This is a genomic window from Rhizobium sp. CFBP 8752 (assembly GCF_014842035.1).
Taxonomy (GTDB): Bacteria; Pseudomonadota; Alphaproteobacteria; order Rhizobiales; family Rhizobiaceae; genus Neorhizobium; species Neorhizobium soli.
In genome coordinates this window covers 411591-431242 of record NZ_JACYUZ010000002.1, presented here as the reverse complement: position 1 = coordinate 431242, position 19652 = coordinate 411591, and the positions used below count along the sequence as shown (strand labels likewise).

Annotated in this window: 18 protein-coding genes; 13 read left to right on the top strand and 5 right to left on the bottom strand. The window is 59.8% G+C overall.

Going from position 1 to position 19652, the window contains the following annotated elements; all coding sequences use genetic code 11:
* Nucleotides 1-49: 49 nt before the first annotated feature.
* Nucleotides 50-1246: an acetate/propionate family kinase gene (locus IFT59_RS15165; protein WP_192087394.1), complete on the bottom strand. Its 1197-nt coding sequence runs from the start codon at nucleotides 1244-1246 to the stop codon at nucleotides 50-52.
* A 936-nt stretch (nucleotides 1247-2182) separates the two neighbouring features.
* Complete coding sequence (locus tag IFT59_RS15160; RefSeq protein WP_192087393.1) at nucleotides 2183-2923, bottom strand: response regulator; 741 nt, start codon at nucleotides 2921-2923, stop codon at nucleotides 2183-2185.
* Nucleotides 2924-2962: 39 nt separating this feature from the next.
* Here IFT59_RS15160 and IFT59_RS15155 point away from each other — a divergent pair, with 39 nt between their 5' ends.
* The 3 genes from IFT59_RS15155 to IFT59_RS15145 all read left to right on the top strand — a co-directional run bounded on the left by IFT59_RS15155 (nucleotide 2963) and on the right by IFT59_RS15145 (nucleotide 6666).
* A complete protein-coding gene (locus IFT59_RS15155) occupies nucleotides 2963-3787 on the top strand; it encodes a Crp/Fnr family transcriptional regulator (RefSeq protein WP_244473959.1) in 825 nt (274 codons plus the stop codon).
* Between the two features lie 21 nt (nucleotides 3788-3808).
* Nucleotides 3809-5725, top strand: a complete 1917-nt coding sequence (locus tag IFT59_RS15150) for a hybrid sensor histidine kinase/response regulator (protein ID WP_192087392.1) — start codon at nucleotides 3809-3811, stop codon at nucleotides 5723-5725.
* 440 nt (nucleotides 5726-6165) lie between these two features.
* Nucleotides 6166-6666 carry a cytochrome b gene (locus IFT59_RS15145; RefSeq protein WP_062578392.1) on the top strand — a complete coding sequence of 167 codons (501 nt, stop codon included), beginning with the start codon at nucleotides 6166-6168 and terminating at the stop codon, nucleotides 6664-6666.
* Between the two features lie 65 nt (nucleotides 6667-6731).
* Here IFT59_RS15145 and IFT59_RS15140 read toward each other — a convergent pair whose 3' ends face one another.
* On the bottom strand, nucleotides 6732-7934 hold the full coding sequence (locus tag IFT59_RS15140; RefSeq protein WP_192087391.1) for a M24 family metallopeptidase: 1203 nt from the start codon (nucleotides 7932-7934) through the stop codon (nucleotides 6732-6734).
* A gap of 215 nt (nucleotides 7935-8149) precedes the next feature.
* Here IFT59_RS15140 and IFT59_RS15135 point away from each other — a divergent pair, with 215 nt between their 5' ends.
* Together IFT59_RS15135 and IFT59_RS15130 are read left to right on the top strand one after the other, a co-directional pair.
* Nucleotides 8150-8854, top strand: a complete 705-nt coding sequence (locus IFT59_RS15135; protein WP_062578394.1) for a GntR family transcriptional regulator — start codon at nucleotides 8150-8152, stop codon at nucleotides 8852-8854.
* A 101-nt stretch (nucleotides 8855-8955) separates the two neighbouring features.
* A complete protein-coding gene (locus tag IFT59_RS15130) occupies nucleotides 8956-9918 on the top strand; it encodes a dihydrodipicolinate synthase family protein (RefSeq protein WP_092663450.1) in 963 nt (320 codons plus the stop codon).
* A 144-nt stretch (nucleotides 9919-10062) separates the two neighbouring features.
* Here IFT59_RS15130 and IFT59_RS15125 read toward each other — a convergent pair whose 3' ends face one another.
* Nucleotides 10063-11319 (bottom strand): FAD-dependent oxidoreductase, encoded by a 1257-nt coding sequence (locus IFT59_RS15125; RefSeq protein WP_249407603.1) that lies wholly within the window; start codon nucleotides 11317-11319, stop codon nucleotides 10063-10065.
* A 144-nt stretch (nucleotides 11320-11463) separates the two neighbouring features.
* On the opposite strand from IFT59_RS15125, the gene IFT59_RS15120 reads away from it, so the two are divergent.
* The 8 genes from IFT59_RS15120 to IFT59_RS15085 all read left to right on the top strand — a co-directional run bounded on the left by IFT59_RS15120 (nucleotide 11464) and on the right by IFT59_RS15085 (nucleotide 18819).
* Nucleotides 11464-12396 (top strand): LysR substrate-binding domain-containing protein, encoded by a 933-nt coding sequence (locus IFT59_RS15120; RefSeq protein WP_174197770.1) that lies wholly within the window; start codon nucleotides 11464-11466, stop codon nucleotides 12394-12396.
* Nucleotides 12389-13297, top strand: coding sequence for an alpha/beta fold hydrolase (locus IFT59_RS15115; RefSeq protein WP_192087389.1), 909 nt, complete (start codon nucleotides 12389-12391; stop codon nucleotides 13295-13297). The genes IFT59_RS15120 and IFT59_RS15115 overlap by 8 nt, the downstream gene beginning before the upstream one ends.
* Nucleotides 13287-14240 carry a LysR family transcriptional regulator gene (locus IFT59_RS15110; protein ID WP_192087388.1) on the top strand — a complete coding sequence of 318 codons (954 nt, stop codon included), beginning with the start codon at nucleotides 13287-13289 and terminating at the stop codon, nucleotides 14238-14240. The genes IFT59_RS15115 and IFT59_RS15110 overlap by 11 nt, the downstream gene beginning before the upstream one ends.
* Nucleotides 14241-14362: 122 nt before the next feature.
* Nucleotides 14363-15385: an ABC transporter substrate-binding protein gene (locus IFT59_RS15105; RefSeq protein ID WP_192087387.1), complete on the top strand. Its 1023-nt coding sequence runs from the start codon at nucleotides 14363-14365 to the stop codon at nucleotides 15383-15385.
* A 43-nt stretch (nucleotides 15386-15428) separates the two neighbouring features.
* A complete protein-coding gene (locus tag IFT59_RS15100; RefSeq protein ID WP_192087386.1) occupies nucleotides 15429-16196 on the top strand; it encodes an ABC transporter ATP-binding protein in 768 nt (255 codons plus the stop codon).
* On the top strand, nucleotides 16153-17034 hold the full coding sequence (locus IFT59_RS15095) for an ABC transporter permease (protein WP_342366112.1): 882 nt from the start codon (nucleotides 16153-16155) through the stop codon (nucleotides 17032-17034). Before IFT59_RS15100 ends, IFT59_RS15095 begins: the two co-directional genes overlap by 44 nt.
* Nucleotides 17035-17065: 31 nt before the next feature.
* On the top strand, nucleotides 17066-18097 hold the full coding sequence (locus IFT59_RS15090; RefSeq protein ID WP_192087384.1) for a zinc-dependent alcohol dehydrogenase: 1032 nt from the start codon (nucleotides 17066-17068) through the stop codon (nucleotides 18095-18097).
* Complete coding sequence (locus IFT59_RS15085) at nucleotides 18097-18819, top strand: hypothetical protein (protein ID WP_192087383.1); 723 nt, start codon at nucleotides 18097-18099, stop codon at nucleotides 18817-18819. The genes IFT59_RS15090 and IFT59_RS15085 overlap by 1 nt, the downstream gene beginning before the upstream one ends.
* A 154-nt stretch (nucleotides 18820-18973) precedes the next feature.
* On the opposite strand, the gene IFT59_RS15080 is transcribed toward IFT59_RS15085, so the two are convergent.
* Nucleotides 18974-19528, bottom strand: a complete 555-nt coding sequence (locus IFT59_RS15080) for a Pycsar system effector family protein (protein ID WP_192087382.1) — start codon at nucleotides 19526-19528, stop codon at nucleotides 18974-18976.
* Between the last annotated feature and the right edge of the window lie 124 nt (nucleotides 19529-19652).

Sequence of the window (19652 nt, the reverse complement as noted above, 5' to 3'; positions counted from 1 at the left end):
GTGATCGAAAATTACTGTCGTGACTGGGAGCGACGCCTCCGCGGTGCCGTCAGGTGGCGGGATGTTCCCTCGCGCGAAAAACGGACAGGCACTCCTCTGCGATCATCTGTTCTTCATCCGTAGCGATGACATGAAGGGCAACGCGGCTTGCCGCGGTGCTGATCGTGGGCGCGTTGTTTTGATTGGCCGAACCGTCCAGCTCTACGCCCAGCCACAAAAGCTGGTCTGCAATACGCCTGCGGATCTCCGGTTGGTTCTCGCCAATGCCGGCGGTGAAGACGAGGCCGTCGAGCCCACCGAGCGTGGATGCAAGCCTCCCGACCTCGCCGGCGATCCGGAGCGTGAAGAGATCGATTGCCTCCCGCGCTTCTTCACTGTCGTTCTCCAGGAGCTCGCGCGTATCGCCGCTAAGGCCTGAAACACCCAGCAGGCCGGACTTGTGGTAGAGCATGTCCTCCACGTCTTCGACCGACTTGCCGAGCGGCCCCAGAAAATGCAGCAGCACACCGGGATCAAGCCAGCCGGGTCGCGTTGCCATCGGGATTCCGTCCAGCGTCGAAAAGCCCATGCTGGAATCGCGGCTGAGACCCTTTTCGATGGCGCAGAGGCTGGCGCCGCTGCCCAGATGGGCGATGATGACCTTGCCGTCCGCAATACCGGGCGCCTTGGCGGCCAGTGCACCGGCGACGTAGCGATAGGACAGTCCATGGAAGCCGTACCGCTTGATGCCCTCGTCATGATAGGCGCGCGGAATTGCGAGACGCCGCACGAGGTCGGACTGTGTCGCATGGAAAGTCGTATCGAAGGAGCCGGTCTGGAACAGATCAGGGCGCAGGTGCCGGACGGCTTCGATCATCCGCAGCGCCTGGGGCTGATGGAGTGGCGCAAGTGCCGTCAACGACCGAACCTTCGCAACAGTCTCGGTCGTCAGTTCCACGGGACCGTCGAAGACGTCGCCGCCATGGACGATGCGGTGACCGGCGGAGGTGACGGCGTCGAGATCGAAATGGGCACTCAGTTCCCCGAACACCTTGTCCATCAGGCCGGCAAGATCGTCGCCGGAAGCGCCTTCCAGCGACAGTTCGAACTGCGCCGGACCTTCCTTGAGATGCAGCGACACGGGGTCGCTTGCAAAATCGACCACGGCTTTGCCGATCCGCTCAGGCCTTTCACCGTCCACTCTGAAGATGCCGATTTTCACGGATGAAGATCCGGCATTGAAGGTGAGGAGAAGCTTGTCCGTCATAAAGGCGTCCTTGTTTCACGTCCTCTTGCAGCCCGCGGCTCGACACGGCGCTGTAATGGCAATCATTCAGTAGTCCTGCGACCGCATGGCTGGGCTTTGGGGCCGCGTGTTCAAAACGGTCGTTCTCGGTGGCTCGCCTCCGGTAACTCTTTCACCCGGAATGGTGCGGCTCTCATTGATAAAGCGCAATGCAACGGGGCGTTGATCGTCGAGCCATTGCGGGTCAGGCGTTTGTGGCGAAGCAGATGTTGGCAGAGGACCAGTTGAAGACCGTCGCCTGATTTCCGAGCAGGCATGCCTTCCAGGTTCATCGGGCGAATGGATAAGCACATCCTTGCGCTCTCCTTCCATCTTCACGCTACGCGCTGAAGAAGGCGCTTCAGCGTCCATATTGCGTCTTTCTTCACCCGCGCTGACCCTTCGACATCTGCAGTCGTTGCGTTGACCGCCGTCAATGCAGGCTCAGCCGGTCCACCAAAGATTATCGGTGCAACGGGGGGATGGAGATGGATGCGGACTATACGGTCAGTGCACTTCGAGCCTCGGACGTTGCTCGTGCTTACGCAATCGTTCGGCATCTCTTTCCGAACATTGATCTTGCCGAGTGGCAGGCAGCGACTTCCACAGAAGACCTCCGGAGAAATTGGCTTACTGTAATCGACCCGGCAGGGGTTGTCCGCGGGATTTCCCTGGTATTTGTCAGCCCGCAAAGTGGCTTGAGCAAACAGCTGGAAGTTCCTGTTCTCGCGTCCGTAAGTCTCCTCAATGAGCACAGCGTGGCAGGGCGCTTGTTGGAGTATGCGAAACGCCGCGCTGGAGAGGAAGGATGCAATCGCATCCACGTCTGGCCCGTCGCCAAAACCGACCACTGGCTTCTGGGCGACACCTCGACTTTCAAAGTACCGCGGGCCGGTTTAACGTATGACCTATCGCCCTCTAAGCAACCTTCGCCACGCTGACGCGTGCGGCGAAAATATAGCCGACGCCCCGGATGGAGCGAATGATTTGCGGCTGTTTGGGGTCGATCTCCACCTTGCGCCGGATCCGGACGATTTGAGCGTCGATTGCCCGATCGTAGGCATCGAGATGGCGCCCTTTTGTTTCCTCTAGCAAGAAATCTCGCGACAGCACGCGTCCTGGATGGGCCACAAAGGCAGCAAGGAGGTCGTATTCGCCTGTTGTCAGATGGATACCTTCGCCATCCGCTGATGACAGCTCGCGTCGCGTAAGGTTCAGAGCCCAGCGGTCGAAATGGACGATCTTGTCGGTCTCTTCCTGCTCGGGAGGTTGCACGTTTCGCCGGCGAAGAATGGCTTTCAGCCTGGCGTGCAGCTCCCTGAGGTTAAACGGCTTCGCGAGATAGTCGTCGGCGCCCATCTCAAGCCCGATGATCCGGTCCACAACGTCATTTCGACCGGTCAGCATGATGATCGGGGTATCGGACGCCGCTCGCACCTCCCGAACAAGATCGAAACCATCGGCCCCTCCGGGCAAAGAGACGTCCAGCAGGATGAGATCGACCTGTGTGTGCGCAAGTTGCAGGCGCATTTCCTCACCGTCCTTGGCCTCGCTGGTTAAATAGCCCTCTTCGTTGAGATATCGCTTCAACATTTGAGTGATCCTCACATCATCATCGACGATGAGGATGTGAGCTGTCGCAGGATTTTGCCGCGCCATTATCCCCTCCTGTTACAATGTGTTACGCAATTCCATAGATTGTCACGGAAACAGCATCCGCCCGTCACGCCACGCGAGTCAACTGCGCGCATCGAGATTGGAGGCACGGTTATGCTCAGTACAACTCAGAATTATGAAAGTGGGACGACTGCTCTTCACGCAGTCCATCACCAAACCAGCCTTCACAGCCTGTTCTGCAAGCAGCCGTTTGAACATTTGACAGCGGGAAAAGCGCTTTTCTTTGAGAGCGACGATGCGGTCGATGTTTTCGAAATTCTCGAAGGTACGTTGAGGATTTTTCGGATCATCGCCGACGGACGGCGCGTGATTACCGGCTTCCTCTATCCAAACGATATCGTCGGCATCTCGCTTGGCGGGCGTTATCTCTACAGTGCCGAGGCGGTGACGTCTGTAACCCTGAGGCGATTGTCACGACGCCGGTTCGATGCAGCGGTGACCGAGAGTGATCACTTGCGCCCACAGCTCTTCGCTCTGGTCTCCGACGAGATGGCGGCAGCGCAGGATCAGATGGTGCTCCTGTCGTCCAAGAACGCGGAGGAACGCCTTTGTTCCTTTCTGCTGGCGACACTCCGGCGCCAAGCGGCTTCCTCAGGCAACCGGACCACGCTGGAGCTTCCCATGGGGAGGCAGGACATAGCCGATTACCTTGGACTGACAATCGAAACAGTCTCGCGCACCATGACAAAGCTCATCGGCAAGGGTGCCATCCAAATCGACGGTGTGGCGGCTCGAAACGCGATAACGATCTGCCGTCCGGTTCTGCTTGCGCAGATGGCCGGAGATGAAGATGATCGTTCCCGCGAGCCCCGGTTAACGATCGTCCGCGGGGGACGGTCCCACTGAGCGTGCGATCATGGGAAAGCTATGTCATATAGAGGCAGTCGAGATGAGCTCGAACGACAGCTTTCTGCTGTTACAGGCTTGCTGGATGCGGCAAACATCATTGTTCACGGAACGGATGGTATCATCCGCAGCTGGACTGCAGGATGCGAAAACCTCTACGGATGGTCACGCATCGAGGCCGTTGGCCAAGAGGTTCACGAGCTTCTTAGCACGCAGTTCCCTGAATCTGTTGAAGAGCAAAGAAACCGGTTCTTGGCTGCGCAGTCTTGGAGCGGCGAAGTCATCCATCACCACAAGGATGGCCGTCCTCTCTTCATTGCGACCCACTGGGTTCTTCTATCGCCGCTGGGCTCGGCCGAGCAGGTCGTGGTCCAGACAAACAACGATGTCACGGCCATGAAAGTGATGCAGGAAACCGTCGCCGAGCGCGAGGCCCACCAGCTTTCTATCCTGGATACCGTTCCTGACGGGATGGTCGTCATTGATGAAGCGGGCATCATTTCATCGTTCAGCGCGGCTGCGGAACGGCTGTTCGGATACAAGGCAGCAGAAGTCTGCGGACTGAATGTCAAGGTTTTGATGCCCGATCCCGACCGCGCGGCGCACGATAGCTACATTTCCAATTACCTGACGACCGGCGAACGGCGCATTATCGGATATGGCCGGGTTGTGACCGGACGACGCAAGGACGGCTCGACCTTTCCGATGGAGCTTTCGGTGGGCGAAGCAGCAACCCACAACAAGCGGATCTTTACGGGCTTCATCCGGGACCTGACGAGCCGACACAAGATCGAGGAAGAACTGCGCCAATCGCAGAAGATGGAGGCCATCGGCCAGCTGACCGGCGGTTTGGCTCATGATTTCAACAATCTCCTGACCGTGGTCAGCGGCAATCTGGAAATGATCGATAACAAGCTTGAGGATCCAAAGCTTCGAGTGCTTCTGCGTGAGGCGCAAAGCGCGGCAGATGACGGTGCCAAACTGACAAGCCAGCTTCTCGCATTCGGACGGCGTCAAAGCCTCAATCCGAGAACGGTGGATATAGGGCAACTCGTCGGCGGCTTTTCGGACCTGTTACGCAGAACCCTTGGAGAAGCCGTTGAGCTTCGCACGGTTATATCAGGCGCGGCCATCGAGGCTTCGGTCGACGGATCGCAGCTCCAGAATGCCATCCTGAATTTGGCGATAAATGCGCGCGACGCTATGCCAAAAGGCGGAAGGCTGACGATCGATATCTCCAGCGTCAAACTCGATGCTGACTACGCGAAAACCTATCCGTCGGTAAGGACTGGTGACTTTGTCTTGATCTCAGTAACGGACACGGGTTCGGGAATGACGGCCGAGGTTCGCGAGAAGGCTTTTGACCCGTTCTTCACAACGAAGGGCCTTGGTGCCGGGACAGGTCTGGGTTTGAGTATGGTCTACGGTTTTGCCAAGCAATCCGGTGGAAACATCCAGCTCTACAGCGAGCCCGGGCAGGGAACGAGCGTCCGGCTCTTTCTGCCTTCCGCCCGGTCAAAAGCTGACGAAGAGATCACGCATTTCGACACGGCAGAAACCGCTCCGTTGCCCCGAGGCCGGGAAAAGCTTTTGGTCGTCGAAGACGATCCGAGGGTGCGTCGAGTGGTGGTCGCACGGCTTGCAGACCTCGGCTACCAAATCATCGAAGCAGCAACTGGAATTCAGGCGCTCGAACTTCTCCAAAAGCACGATGACATCTCGCTCCTCTTTACCGACATCGTCATGCCAGGCGGCATGACAGGCAACGAGCTTGCGGATCAAGTGAGGATGGCAAAGCCGACGATAAAGGTTCTGTTCACGTCCGGATACGCCGAGCCAACCATCGCAGGTAAAGAACTGGCTCAGTCAGGACGATGGTTGCGGAAACCACATACTGCTCGGGAGCTCGCGACGGTCTTACGCGAACTTTTGGATTAACTCCCCTGAACACGGCGTCCGTTTTTCTTCTGCTTTCGCATACGCTTTGAATGATCGGTCTTTCACCCCGTGTAACTCTATCCGTGACCGCAACGGCTCGCGCGGATGAACCTTTCCACGGCGACCGGCACGGTGTTCGGGCCGTCCGGAACGGGACGTCGTGGCGGCTGGGTCTCTCTACCTGATGCAGTCGCAAAACGCTTCGAGACCGCGTCATGGCAGCGGAGGCAGGCGTTGGGAAATGACCCTGAGCGCCTTCAGTTCAATGTCAGCTTCGGCCTCTAGTCGATTATCCTGACAACCGAAGGAATGAAACGGTGCGTGTGAAGCTGAAGTCCCCGCACCAAGCGATCTCGATGATCAAACCCAATGCCCCGTCGACGCTCACCATCCGATCGCCCCATGCGACGTCTGAGACAACCACGATGGAAGGATCACCAATGACAACGTCTAGACCTCTATCATTCTCCGTATCTCAACGCGTCCTGCACTGGCTTACCGCTGCGCTCGTCACTTTCAACCTCGTCCTGCCCGATGGCATGAGCGACTGGAACCGGAGTATGGAGCGAGACGGGATGGCCTCTGCCGACCAAGTGGCAAGTGCCAATATTCACGCCTATGTGGGCATTTCTATTCTGGCTCTCGTCGTGCTTCGCCTGATCATCCGCTTCACCCGTGGCGTTCCGGCATCCCCGCCGCAGGAACCCCCGATTTTTCGGATGGCTGCCACAGCCGCGCATGCCGCGCTCTACATTCTGCTCGTCGCAATGCCGCTGACTGGCATGGCTGCATACTATCTTGGCTACGGCAGTGCAGGGGAACTGCATGCCGATGTCCTCAAAGTCGCCTTATGGGTGCTGATCTCCGGCCATGTGCTGGGCGCTCTTGTCCACCAGTTCTATTGGAAAACAAATGTTCTGCGCAGGATGACGACTGGCTAGAAGGCTGCGCCGGCCGACACAGGTGACGCCGGCCCCGGCTCACGCCCTCGGATAGACTCGCCTCGTCAATCAAACGGCCGCTCGAGAGAGGACGACGGCTGCGTGAAGAAGGCGGGGCCCTCTTCGGTCATGTAGATGATGTCTTCCAGGCGCACGCCGCATTCGCCGTAGAGTGCAAGCATCGGCTCGTCGGAAAACACCATGCCTGGAGCAAGAGGTGTCTTGTTGCCGCGAACGATGTAGGGGTCTTCGTGCATATCCATGCCGAGCCCGTGTCCGGTTCGGTGCGGCAGGCCGGGAACCTGATAGTCGGGACCGTAGCCGGCATCGGTCAGCACCTTGCGGGCGGCAAAATCAACCTCTTCGCAGGCGATCCCGATCTTTGCCGCGTCAAAGGCGGCGCGATGGGCTTTCTGTTCGAGCGACCAGATCTCGCGCTGCCGTTCCGTCGGCTCTCCGAAGACATAAGTGCGGGTGATATCAGAGCAGTAGCGGTGGATATGCGCGCCGAGATCGATCAGCACCATGTCGCCCGCCTTCAGCGTCTGCGCATAGGGAACGCCGTGCGGATAGGCGGTCGCTTCGCCGAACTGCGCGGCGGCAAAGATGTGTTTCATGCCGAGCTTGGCATGCGCAGCGGCAATGAAATCGGTGACTTCCGTTGTCTTCACGCCCTCGTAGAGACCTTCCCAGACGGCCTTGTGAACACGAAGGCTCGCGGTCATCGCGGCCTGGATGATCGCGATCTCGTTCGCCGACTTGATCTGCCGGCACTGGGCAATCAAGTCCTTGGCGCCGGTAACCGTCAGGCGGTCTCCGAGATGCGTGGTGATCGTGCTGGAAAATGCGAACGGCGTCGCCGGATCGAAGGCCAGAATGTCGCCGTCCGCGGCAAGGCTGCAGATCAGGTCTGCGACCAAGCGGGCCGGATCCTCATGCTCCTCCCAGACCGCGATCTCGCCGGGGATCGTGATCAGGGTCTGGGTCTTCGGCTCCTCGAAGGCGGGGCTGATATAGATCGGAGCGCCGCTCGAAGGGATGATTGCGCCATGCATGCGTTCACTCGCCCCGAGCGTCATAGCGGTAAAATAGGTCAGGCTCGTCGATGTATCGAGATAGACCGCCTTGACGCCTCCGTCGCGCATCAGCCCCTGCAGCTTGGCTATGCGCGCGTTCAGTTCCTCCTTCGAGATCGGCGGAACCGCGGCAGCAATATTGTCAAAACCGGCAAGCGACTGTTCGAACGATATGTAGGCAGGGGCACTCATGCTGGGACTTTCCTGAAAGCGCTGTTCGGCGGGCGGGGCCTACGCGAGGGGTGAGATCTTTGAGCGTGCGCAGTTGGCGTAGCGGTAGCGTTTGGCGATGAATATGCTGATGGCGACGGTCGTCAAGACTTTCGTTCGAATTGCCGGACGGGCTGACGACGAGGAGAGGATGCAGTAGTGCATGAATGACAGATAAAAACTTTGTGGGTGCCGGCATGGACGACAGCAATCAAAATCATGCGCTGGAGCGCAAGAGGGGGTCCGGCGCGAGGCAGGTCTATGACCTCTTGCGGGATGAAATCCTTGATCTTCGCCTCGCCCCTGGAAGTGCGATCGACGAAGTTCAACTGGCAACGCGGTTCGGCATGTCGCGCACGCCGATCCGTGAAGCTCTGGTGCGGCTTGCCGGAGAGGGGCTGATCGAGACCCTGCCGAACCGGTCGACCATGGTGTCGAACATCGACTTTCTCGGCATGCACGCCTATTTCGATGCGCTGGGTTTGATGTACCGGGTCACGACGCGGCTCGCCGCGCAGCACCACAAGGCAGGTGACCTCGACATCATTCGAGCTCATCAGGCAGAATTCAAAGCGGCTGTCGAAGCCCAGGACGCCTTGGCCATGATCGCAACCAATGCGGACTTTCACGCGGCGATCGCTGCGGCTGGCCGCAATGAATACTATGCGCGCTTCTTCGAGCGTCTGCTGGGCGAAGGGCGGAGAATGCTGCGTCTCTACTACCAATCCTATGATGATCGGCTGCCATCCCGCTTTGTGGACGAACACGAAGAAATCATCGCGGCGATCGAAGCGCGAGACGTGGAGGCCGCGGACAGGCTCGGCCGCGCTCACAGTGAGCAGATCGAAGCCCAGATCGAGCGGTTGCTGACCCGCCATGACAGGCTCGACATCCTCTTGTAGGTCTTTGTATTTTTCTTGTCGACAAGATTGAAGAAGACGCTATGCTGCTCGTCGATAGGGACAGGGGCGCGTTTCCGTGCGCCGAAACGAAGGAGCTTTCCGTGACTGCAAGCATATTTTCGGGCGTCGTTCCGGCGCTGATGACACCGTGCACCGCAAACCGCATGCCGGATTTTGACGCGCTGGTCCGTAAGGCACAGCAGTTGATCGAAACGGGCATGTCGGCAGTGGTCTATTGCGGATCCATGGGTGACTGGCCCCTGCTCACCGATGCGCAGCGCATGGAAGGCGTCTCGCGTCTGGTTGAGGCTGGCATCCCCGTGATTGTCGGCACTGGCGCGATCAACTCCGCATCTGCCGTCGCGCTTGCCGCACACGCCCAGAAGGTCGGCGCAAATGGTCTCATGGTCATCCCGCGGGTTCTGTCGCGCGGCTCTGTGATCGCCGCCCAGAAGGCGCATTTCAAGGCAATCCTGTCCGCGGCACCGGACCTGCCTGCGGTCATCTACAACAGCCCCTATTACGGCTTTGCCACGCGCGCCGATCTGTTTTTCGCGCTTCGCGCGGAACACCCCAACCTTGTTGGTTTCAAGGAATTCGGCGGTCCGGCCGACATGCGCTATGCGGCCGAAACCATTACCAGCCGCGATGACGGCGTGTCTTTGATGATCGGCGTCGATACGGCCGTCTACCACGGCTACGTCAATTGCGGCGCAACCGGCGCCATTACAGGCATCGGCAACGTTCTTCCCAGGGAAGTGCTGCATCTGTGCAACCTCGCGAAAGCCGCGGCCACGGGTAACGCGGATGCACGCTTGCGCGCCAAGGAACTGGAAGAAGCGCTCGGCGTGCTTTCCTCCTTCGATGAAGGCCCGGATCTGGTTCTCTACTTCAAGCACATGATGGTCCTGAAGGGCGACGCAGAATATGCGCTGAACTTCATCGAAACGGACGTGCTCAGCGACAGCCAGCGCGGCTATGTGGAAGCCCAGCTGACGCTGTTCGACACATGGTATGCCGACTGGTGCACGCTCCCCGGCGCTGTACAGACCTGCAAGCCCTGATCTTTGCGCTCGCGGGTAAAACGGTTCCTGTTTCCGCGACGATAAACGCCGTGGCCGTGTTGAACTCAACGCGGCCCCGGCACTGCGGTGATCAAAGTCATTGTTGCCCCGAAGATTTCCGGCCGCCAGTGAACCTGCAGGATTTCAAATCAACGCGCCCTGGAGCGTAAGCGCTGCCCGCACGTCGTCGGCCGAAACTGTGGTGCTCGAGGCGCGCAATGCTGCGGCAATGCCGGCTGCATGCCCTGTTGCGAAAGCGGTTCCCATCACCCGCAGCGAACCATAGGCTGCCTGATCGGCCCCGGCGACGCGGCCCGCGAGGTAAAGATTGGATGCTCCGGCAGCCTCGATCGATCCCATCGGGATGTCTGCAAATCCTTCTCCTCCAAGATCGACGAAACGAACTTTTCCAGGCGCCTCGTGAACTTCCATCGGCCAGGCTGCGCGGCCGATACCGTCTTCGCGCCGCTCGCCTTTTGCTAGGGCTGCACCGGTCAGATCGTTGCGCGACCGTGTCCGGCGCGTTTCGCGGATGCCGATCTGCGGTCCGGTCGCTGCGATGAAGGCCGTTTCAAAGCCCGGTAGCTGCCGCAGCAACTGAAGGTTTCGCCACGCTTCTCGTCGTGCCTGGCGTTCCGCTGATCCAAGACTTGCGCCGCTCAAACCGTCCGTGTCGAGGTCGATCGTCATCCACCAGTAGTCGTTCGATGTCGGAAGCCGCAGCATAACGCCCCCGTCTGCACGGTGGATTTGCGTATCGCCGCTCTCGTTGTGCCTTGCAATCAGGTCTGCCATCCGCGCCCGGTCGAATGAAACCCCTGGCGCTACTCCGCCGATGCGAACCGGCATGGAGGCCGGCTGAACCTTGTCGCCTGCCATGCTGTTGACTGTCATTTCGAACCCGGCGAGCGATGCGAGCGCTGCCTCGCCACTGGCATCGACGAATGCGGCGGCAGTGATCTCGTAGCAGCCGGCGTGGTCAGTCACGGTGATTGCGGTCAGGCCGTCCGAGCTGGTTGCGACGGCTGTCACGCGAGAGTGCAGCAACACGTCGATACCGGCAGCGTCGGTCATCTGGTCGAAGCCGAACTTGATTGCCTCCGGATCCAGCATGACGATCCAGTTGCCGCTGCTCGACCTGATCGGCGCGACCTCCTGGCCGAGCGTGCCGAGGGTGTGCAAGAGATCCGCACCTATGCCGCGCACGGCAAAGACCGGTTCGGGGCCTTTCTGGTAGAAGCCGCAATAGGCGAGAACCAGAGAATTTGCGGCTGCGCCGCCGAGAAATCCGTACCGCTCGACGAGCAGAACTCGTGCGCCCGATCGGGATGCGGCCACCGCCGCGCTCATGCCGGCTGCACCGCCTCCGACCACCACGACATCATATCGACCACCACGCATAATGCTCATCCTATGGTTCTCAATCGATGATGCTCACTGCGGTTGCGAGCATAAAGGCGACGATAGGGGGCCGCGGGTATTGACGCCAATACAGTTTCCGAACCAGGGTATAACCCGGATTTATAGGACGGAGACCCGTGGCGGATGCCGAACCCCAAGCTCAAGGAACGGCAGATCGAGATTTTCCGGACGATCATGGCGACGGGTTCGCTGACGGTTGCCGCAAGACATCTCGGCGTTTCGCAGCCCAGCCTGTCGACCGCGATCAAGCGTCTGGAGGACCAGCTCGGCATCGCGCTGTTTGCCCGCATCTCTGGCCGGCTGGTCCCGACGCAGGAGGCCGAACTGATCCTTGCCGAGGTCGAGCATGTCCACCAGCAGTCGGAAATACTGTCCGATGTCATCTACTCGATTGCCCGGGGCGACGCGTCCACCTTCCGCTTCGGCTCCACGCCAAGCCTTGGCGCCCGGCTGATCCCGAAGGCACTGAAGCGCTTGCAGCAGCAGGGCACCGCCGGCACTTTCTACAGCGATTCCTTGTCGCAGCGCGATGTGCGTGACTACCTCCTCTTTGGCCAGGGGGCCTGCGTCGCGACGATCGCGGAGGTTAACGATCCGGTTATCCAGACTGTCCCGATCGCCACCGCTGGCCTGGTCTGCGTGGTGCCTGCTGGCCATCCGCTGGCAGGTAGACGGTCTGTCAGGCCAGCGGATCTTGCGGACGAACAACTGATTTCGTTTGGCGCGACCACGACGCACGGTCTTCTGATCGATCAGACCTATCAGCGCTGGGGCGAGACGCGCAAAACGGCGGTCTACGTCCATTTTGTCGACGCCGCTCTCGCCTTCGTCGCCGAACGTATAGGCATCAGCGTTCTCGATGCCTTTTCGGCAATCGACTGCGATGTCCATGGGTTGGTGGCAATACCGATCGAAAACAGCGCCAGCGTTTCCGCCTATGTTCACGTCTGCGACCGTCGTCCAAGACAGAAAGGCGTCGACAGCCTAATAACCGCGCTCCGAGAAATCGCGGCAGCTGTGACAAACACGCAAGCAGGAGCGAAAACCGATGAGTAGACCGGCAAACGCCCTGTTCCCGGGGTTCAAGGACCGTCGCGTCCAGACGGCTGATGTCGATTTCGCCGTCCTCACCTCAGGCTCCGGCCCTGCCATCCTGCTGCTGCACGGCTATCCGGAAACCCGTTCGGCCTGGCACCGGATCGCGCCCGTGCTCGCTGCTTCCTATTCCGTGGTCGTGCCCGACCTGCCGGGTTACGGCGATAGCCGGGTCACCGGGACGCTCAAAGATATGGGGTCCAAGCGCCGGATGGCGAAGAGCCTGCACGAGATGATGCGAGCCCTTGGGCACGACCGCTTCGTCGTCGTCGGCCACGATCGCGGCGGAAGGGTTGCCTATCGGCTCGCGCTCGATTTCGAGGAGGAGGTGCGCGCACTGGTTTCCGTCACCGTCGTGCCGACGCCGGAAATGTGGGAAGGGGCAGGCAAGGCTTTCGGGCTTGGCGCCTGGCACTGGTTCATGCTGGCGCAACCCGCACCGCTGCCTGAAACGCTGATGGCGGCCGATCCGCGTTTTCTTATCGACTTGACGCTCGCCAAGATGGCCGGCGACATCCGCCTGATCGATCCTGCGGCGCTGGAAGACTACCGGATGGCCTTCGACAGTGACGAGGTCCGTCATGCGATGTGCGAAGACTACAGGGCTGGCGCGTCGGTGGACGAGGCAGACGACCTTGCCGATCGCAACTCCGGTCGAAAGATACAGGCGCCGGTGCTGGTGCTCTCCGAACAAGGCCGGCTCTACGGTGGCGGACGCACGCCGCTCGACATCTGGGCTGACTGGGCGGTCTCGGTAGAATGCGAGGGTCTTCCAGGCGGACATCTGCTGCCCGAAACGGCGGCTGACCAGATGATCGAGAGGTTGCTGGCCTTCCTTGGGAAAATCACCGATGCCCGCTGAGAACGACGACCACCAGCACAGGGTGCCGGCCACCACCGACGGATTGCTGAGCCTGCGCCAGATGGAGGTTTTCCATGCGGTAATGCAGGCGCGTTCGATCACCGGCGCCTCCAAGGTTCTCACCATATCGCAACCGGCGCTCAGCCGCACGATCCGCCGGATTGAGGACCTGCTTGGAATCGCGCTTTTCGCCCGTGATCGTAACGGGCTGGTGCCGACGTCCGAGGCGCTGGAAATATACGCGGAAATCGATCCGTTGATCCGCCAGCTGACCGGTGTTGGAACGCAGATCGGCCGTATCGCGCGCGGCGAAACCGCCGTGTTTCGGGTCGGCTCGACGGCCAGCGTGGCGCGGGCGCTGGTTCCGCAGGCGCTGCGGACGCTCTCCGTCGAAGTGCCTGAAATCGAGTTGTTCTTCGACGTGCTGCCGGTCGACCAGATCGAGGAATATCTGATTACCGGCCGCGGTGAAGCGGTGGTGACGATTGCATCGCTGGACCATCCGCTGATCGAAAGGGAACATGTCGGGCGCGTCGATCTGGTCGCGGTCATTCCCAAGAGCCATAGCCTTGCGGCCCGTCCCGTCATCCATGCAGCGGATCTTGCCGACGTGGACTTCATCAGCTTTGCCGCCGGTGGCGCCCATCAGACAATCGTCGATCGTTTCCTCAGCCGCGAGAAGCTCAAGGTCAACAACCGTGCCGTTGCGCGCTTTTCCGACACTGCCTTGGCGCTGGCGAACGAAGCCATGGGTATCGTCCTTGTCGACTACGTCACGACTCTCGGCCCGGTTGGGAGCAATCTTGTCATCCGACCGATCCACAACGCACCCCAGTTCTCGATATCCGTCCTGTGGAACCGTCGTCGCTCGCACTCTGCCAACCTGCGCAAACTGATCGAGATCCTCGCCGCACGACTGTCAGCCCTGCCGCCGCTGCCCTGAGAGGCCGGGTAACATGCTCTGAAGGCATGGGAGGCATAATCATTGTTTGTTGTCTTCTGGTGCGGTGAGTGGCAATGAGGGGCACTGGCGTAACGCAACGCCGTCCTTGGAGGAGGATAATCATGAAGTTTCAAATGAATCGCCGTCAGGCACTCATCGGCATGGGTGCACTCGGCAGCGCTGCGGCTTTTGGTCTGCCTGCACGGGCTGCAACCCGTAACCTCGCCGTGCTTCACCTTGCCAGCCACGCACCGAGCTTCATTGCCTTCGAACGCGGTTACTACAAGGACGCAGGGCTGGACATCGAACTGAAGTTCTTCGAGGCAGCGCAGCCGATGGCCGTGTCAATCGCTTCAGGTGATGCCGACTTCGGCGTTACCGCGATGAGCGGTGGCCTGATCAGCCTCGCGCAAAAGGACGCCATCAAGGTTATCGGCGGCGCGCTGACCGAGCAGAAGGGCGTTACCGGTGCGATTATCCTTGCGTCGAACAAGGCTTATGAGGCCGGTCTCACCGACCCTTCGAAACTGTCCGGCAAGAGTTTCGGCATCACAACGGCCGGATCCTCCTTCCATTTCATGGCGCACAAGATTGCCACAGCCAACAACATCAAGCTGTCCGACATCCAGCTGCGTCCGCTGCAGAAGCTCGGCGCAATCGTCGGCGCCCTGACCACGGGTCAGATCGATGCCTGGGCCATTCAGCCGAATGTCGCCAAGAAGATGATCCGCGAAGGCGCTGCCAAGCAAATCGGCCTCGTGTCGGACTACGCACCGGATTACCAGGTGACGACCGCCTTTACCTCGACCAAAAACGCCGCCAAAGAGCGCGACATGACAGCGTCTTTCGTCAAGGCCTATTCGCGGGCGATCGCCGACTACAACGCTGCCTTCGTTGACAACAAGGCAGATGACGCCGAGCGCGACGCTCTGGCCAAGATCGTCCACAAGTATGTGGAAAGCGACAGCCCATTCGAAACGGCCAAGCAGAACCTGATCGAAGGCGCCATGCGCGTCAACGAGGGCCTCGCATTGTCGCTTGGAAGCTGTGTCGAACAGCTCGAATGGTTCAAGTCCGAAGGCATGGTCAAGGACGCGATCACCAACGAACAGCTGTTCGATACGTCCTACGTCAAGACCATCTGACCGGTCGAACCCGCGGCAGCACTGTGGCCTGCCTGGAGTACCCATGGATTTGAAGCTCAACAACATCAGCCATTCCTATGGAGCCGTCGAGGTTCTGAAGGATATTTCGCTCGACATTCCGAAAGGGCAGATCATCTGCCTGATTGGACCGTCTGGCTGCGGCAAGTCGACCCTGCTTCGGTTCCTGGGTGGCCTGGAGCGGCCGACCTCCGGCAACGTGCTGCAGGTCGGCAATCCGCCGGCAGATTCGCTCAACCCGCTGACATACGTCTTCCAGCATTTCGCTCTGCTGCCTTGGCGCACGGTCGAGGGCAATATCCGGTTGGTCCTCGAGGACCATGGCCTGAGCGGACGTCAGATGGACGAAATCGTGACGGATGTTCTCGATCGCACCCGCCTTTCCGAATTCCGCAAAGCCCTTCCCAAGCAACTGTCGGGCGGCATGCGCCAGCGCGTGGCAATCAGCCGGGCGCTGGCGGTCCGTCCCGCAGTCATGCTGATGGACGAACCGCTGTCGGCCCTCGACAGCCAGACCCGCGAACTGCTGATGGATGACCTGATCTCGCTCTGGACGCGCCAGCCGTTCACCTCGGTTTATGTAACCCACAATCTCAACGAGGCGGTCCGGCTCGGGCACCGAGTCGTCGTCCTGTCCCGCCGACCAGGCCGGATCCGCGAGATCGTCGATATCGACATTCCACTGTCGGATCGGCATCTCGGCGATCCCGTACTGGAAGAAAAACAGAAGCAGCTCTGGGATCTCATGCGTGAAGAGGCCATGGCGGCCGACAAGGAGTTGGTCAATGTCTGACGTCACCACGTTTTCCAGCCCTGTAGAGACATCAAGCAAGGGTGAAACAGGAAAGATATCGACCGTATCGTTCCGCGGTGGCGGCTTTGCGCCGATCCCGGTGCAGGGCGTCGGCATTTCAGTCTTTGTCGTTCTGATCGCGCTCGCCGAAATCGGCACCCGTAGCGGGTTCATCTCGAACCTGACGCTGCCACGGCCCTCGGCGGTCCTCGATACCTTTGTCCAGCTTTGGCAGACGGGTCTGCTGTGGAAGCATCTTCTGCCTTCACTGCAGCGGCTTTTCGTCGGTGCGTTCATGGGCATTAGCGTCGGCATAGCGGTCGGTGTGCTGATCGGTCTTTTCAGTTATGTCCGCGCCGGACTGGTCCCGCTTGTCGCCGCGCTGTTTCCGATCCCCAAGATCGCGCTCCTGCCTCTGTTCGTCATCTGGTTCGGCATCGACGAAATGTCGAAATACGCACTGATCGCTTTTGGCACGTTTACGCCAACCGTGGTTGCCACCTATGGCGCCGTCGACAACGTCGATCGCACGCTGATCCGCATGGGCCAGAGCTTCGGGCTGAATTGGTGGTCGATCGTTCGCAAGATCGTCCTGCCCGGGGCATTCCCGGCCATCCTTTCGGGTCTGCGCGTCTCGATTTCGATCGCGATCATTCTTCTCGTTGCCGCAGAGATGCTCGGTGCGCAATACGGCGTCGGCTCTTACATCCTTGAGGCCGGCTCGCTCTACGACCTGGAAAAGCTCTTTGCCGGCGTCACCATCCTGTCGGTCATGGGACTGCTCGTGAATTTTGTAATCGGGCAGGTAGAAAAGCGCTTTCTGAGCTGGCGCGGCTAAACACCTAAATATTATCGAAGGGAACGACACCATGCTGGCATTGCAAAAGGTCCGGCCCGCCAAAGGCGTGGAGTTTCGCGAGATCGGCGTGCCGGAAGCTCTTGCTCCGCGCGACGTTCTGGTCCGTGTCCATTCGGCCGGCATCTGCGGAACAGACCTGCACATCGCGGAGTGGACGCCGGGCTACGAGTCGATGGAGCGCGCCATGCCCGTCACCCTTGGCCACGAGTTTGCGGGCACGATCGAACGGGTAGGGGAAGCTTTGTCGGAAACGATTATCGGCACCCGCGTGACCGCAAGACCCTCTACCACCTGCGGCCGTTGCGATGCCTGCCTTCGCGGCGACGAAGACAATTGCACGGCGCGCAAAGGGATCGGCATCGGCCGCAACGGCGCATTCGCAGGGTTTGTTTGTGTGCCCTACGATAACTGCCACGTCCTTCCCGACAGTCTCGACATGGATGTCGCGGCTTTGACAGAACCGATGACTGTCTGCGCCGAGGCGGTCGCGACTGCGGAGGTCCAGCCGGGTCAAACAATTCTGGTGATCGGTCCGGGTTTCATCGGACAGGGCATCGCCATCATGGCACGGGCGATAGGTGCCAGGGTCGTAGTGATCGGCCGCGATGACGGGCCGCGGCTGGATTCCCTCCGCGCGGCGGGTTTCGAGCAACTGATCGATACGGCGAAGACAGACATGGCGGGCGTCCTGGCGGACCTTGCGCCGTTCGACGCGATCATCGAGGCGGCCGGCGTACCCGCGCTCGTCAGCGCCACGCTCCCGTATCTCAAGAAGCGAGGGATCTTCACCGTTGTCGGCATCCACCCTCGGCCAGCCGAAATTGACCTCACATCCGTCGTGCGCATGCATCAGCAGATCCGCGGCTCCTACCGGGCACCTGCTGCCGACTGGGACGGCGTCATTGCCTTTCTTGACGCCAATCAGCCGCTGATGCGACAGCTGATTTCGCACACGCTCCCACTGTCGGACGCGCTAACGGGTTTCCAGGCCGCGCAGGACCGTATCGCATCCAAGGTCGTCCTTCGCATGGGAGAGCCCTGATGAGCCCCGCCATTCTCGCGCTCTGGAACGATTATCCCGCCGCCATGGCGGAGGAATACGAAGCCTGGCACACATTCGAGCATGTCCCGGAGCGATTGACGGTCGCCGGCATGCGTGCCGCCAGCCGATACGTTTCGGCAGCCGGAAAAGAGAGCTATTTCACCCTCTACGAGCTTGAAAGTCTCGCGGTGATCGAGCAGCCGTCCTATCTCGATCTTGTGCGAAATCCGACCCCCTGGTCTCAGAAAATGCGGCAGCATTTTTCGAGCGTGCTGCGGATCCCAGGCGAGATCGCTGTAAAGGCTGGAAGCGGTATCGGCGGCGCAACACTCGTGCAGGCCTATTCTGTCGAAAGCGGAAAGGCCCATGCATCAATACCGATGATGGAAGAAACTCTGCGCCAGCTGATGACCCAAACCCGCATAACGGGCTTCCAGGTCGCACTCGCCGAGCCCAACCAGGTGTACGAGGTTTTCGAGCAAGATGAAGCGACCGACCCTGATACGGTCAATGTTGTCATCATCGCCGAAGGAACCTCTGTCGAAGCTTTATCGGTCATGCAGGCCGCATTGACGCGTCAGATCGAGCACCGTCTCGAACCCCGCAAAAGGCTGCGCAGCGACCTGTTCAAGCTGCTGATCAGCTACCGCGGCGAAGACTTTCCCTCGCATCGGTCCGAGATCGATACAAACACGATGTGGCATAGCGGCGATCACACCTGATCCAAATCGACGTCAGAAACGGAAGGGATCGACCTCTTTCGAAAGACCGAGCCCGCGGTCGCTTGGTGGGTGCCGCAGCCGTGCAATTCTGCCGATGTGACGATGAAGCGCAGGACCGGGGTTGAGTATCGCTCATCGCCTCCAAGTGGCGGGATTAGCGGATGTTCTGCGTCGCCAGCAGGAGAATGACATACGCGAGGACCGTCAGGACCAGTCCGCGAAAGGCGAACGACACGCACTTGTACTTGCGGCGCGCGATCAGCGACAGGATGTCGGCGTTATCGAGATATTCGTTGAACAGGTAAGAGACATCGCGGTTCGCCGCAGCGAGCTCGAACAGCGGGCGATGATGCGGCCAGGTGCCCCAGAAGAGAGACGTCGAGCGGGGGATGTTGCGGGGGAGGACAACCAGGATTGCGCAAATGATTGAAAAGACTGACGCGCAGGCCAGTATCGCGCGAAGCAATGCCTCCGGAATGTCTGCCTTTGCATAGAGCGCCCAATCGAACACGCTTCGCCCTTCCGCAGAAGAGATCAAGAAAGCCAGCATGAACGTGAAGATATAGGCGGCCTTTTGGTCGGCTATCTTGATCTGGTCATAGAAGACGTCGTTGATCTTTCGGATGTGGTTTATGTACTCCTCCGTCACCTCACCGCTCGCCATGGTCAGGTCAAGCATCTCTGTAGGTGCGCTATCAAAGTCACTCACGTGAAAATTCTCCGCTTACAAAGTATCCTCTCTAATAAGACTCTGGCGGCTATTCAATAGTCTTGGTAGGGCGACTACGACACTTAGTTGCTTAAGGTTGGAGCGGCGGGGGATGCCGGATTGT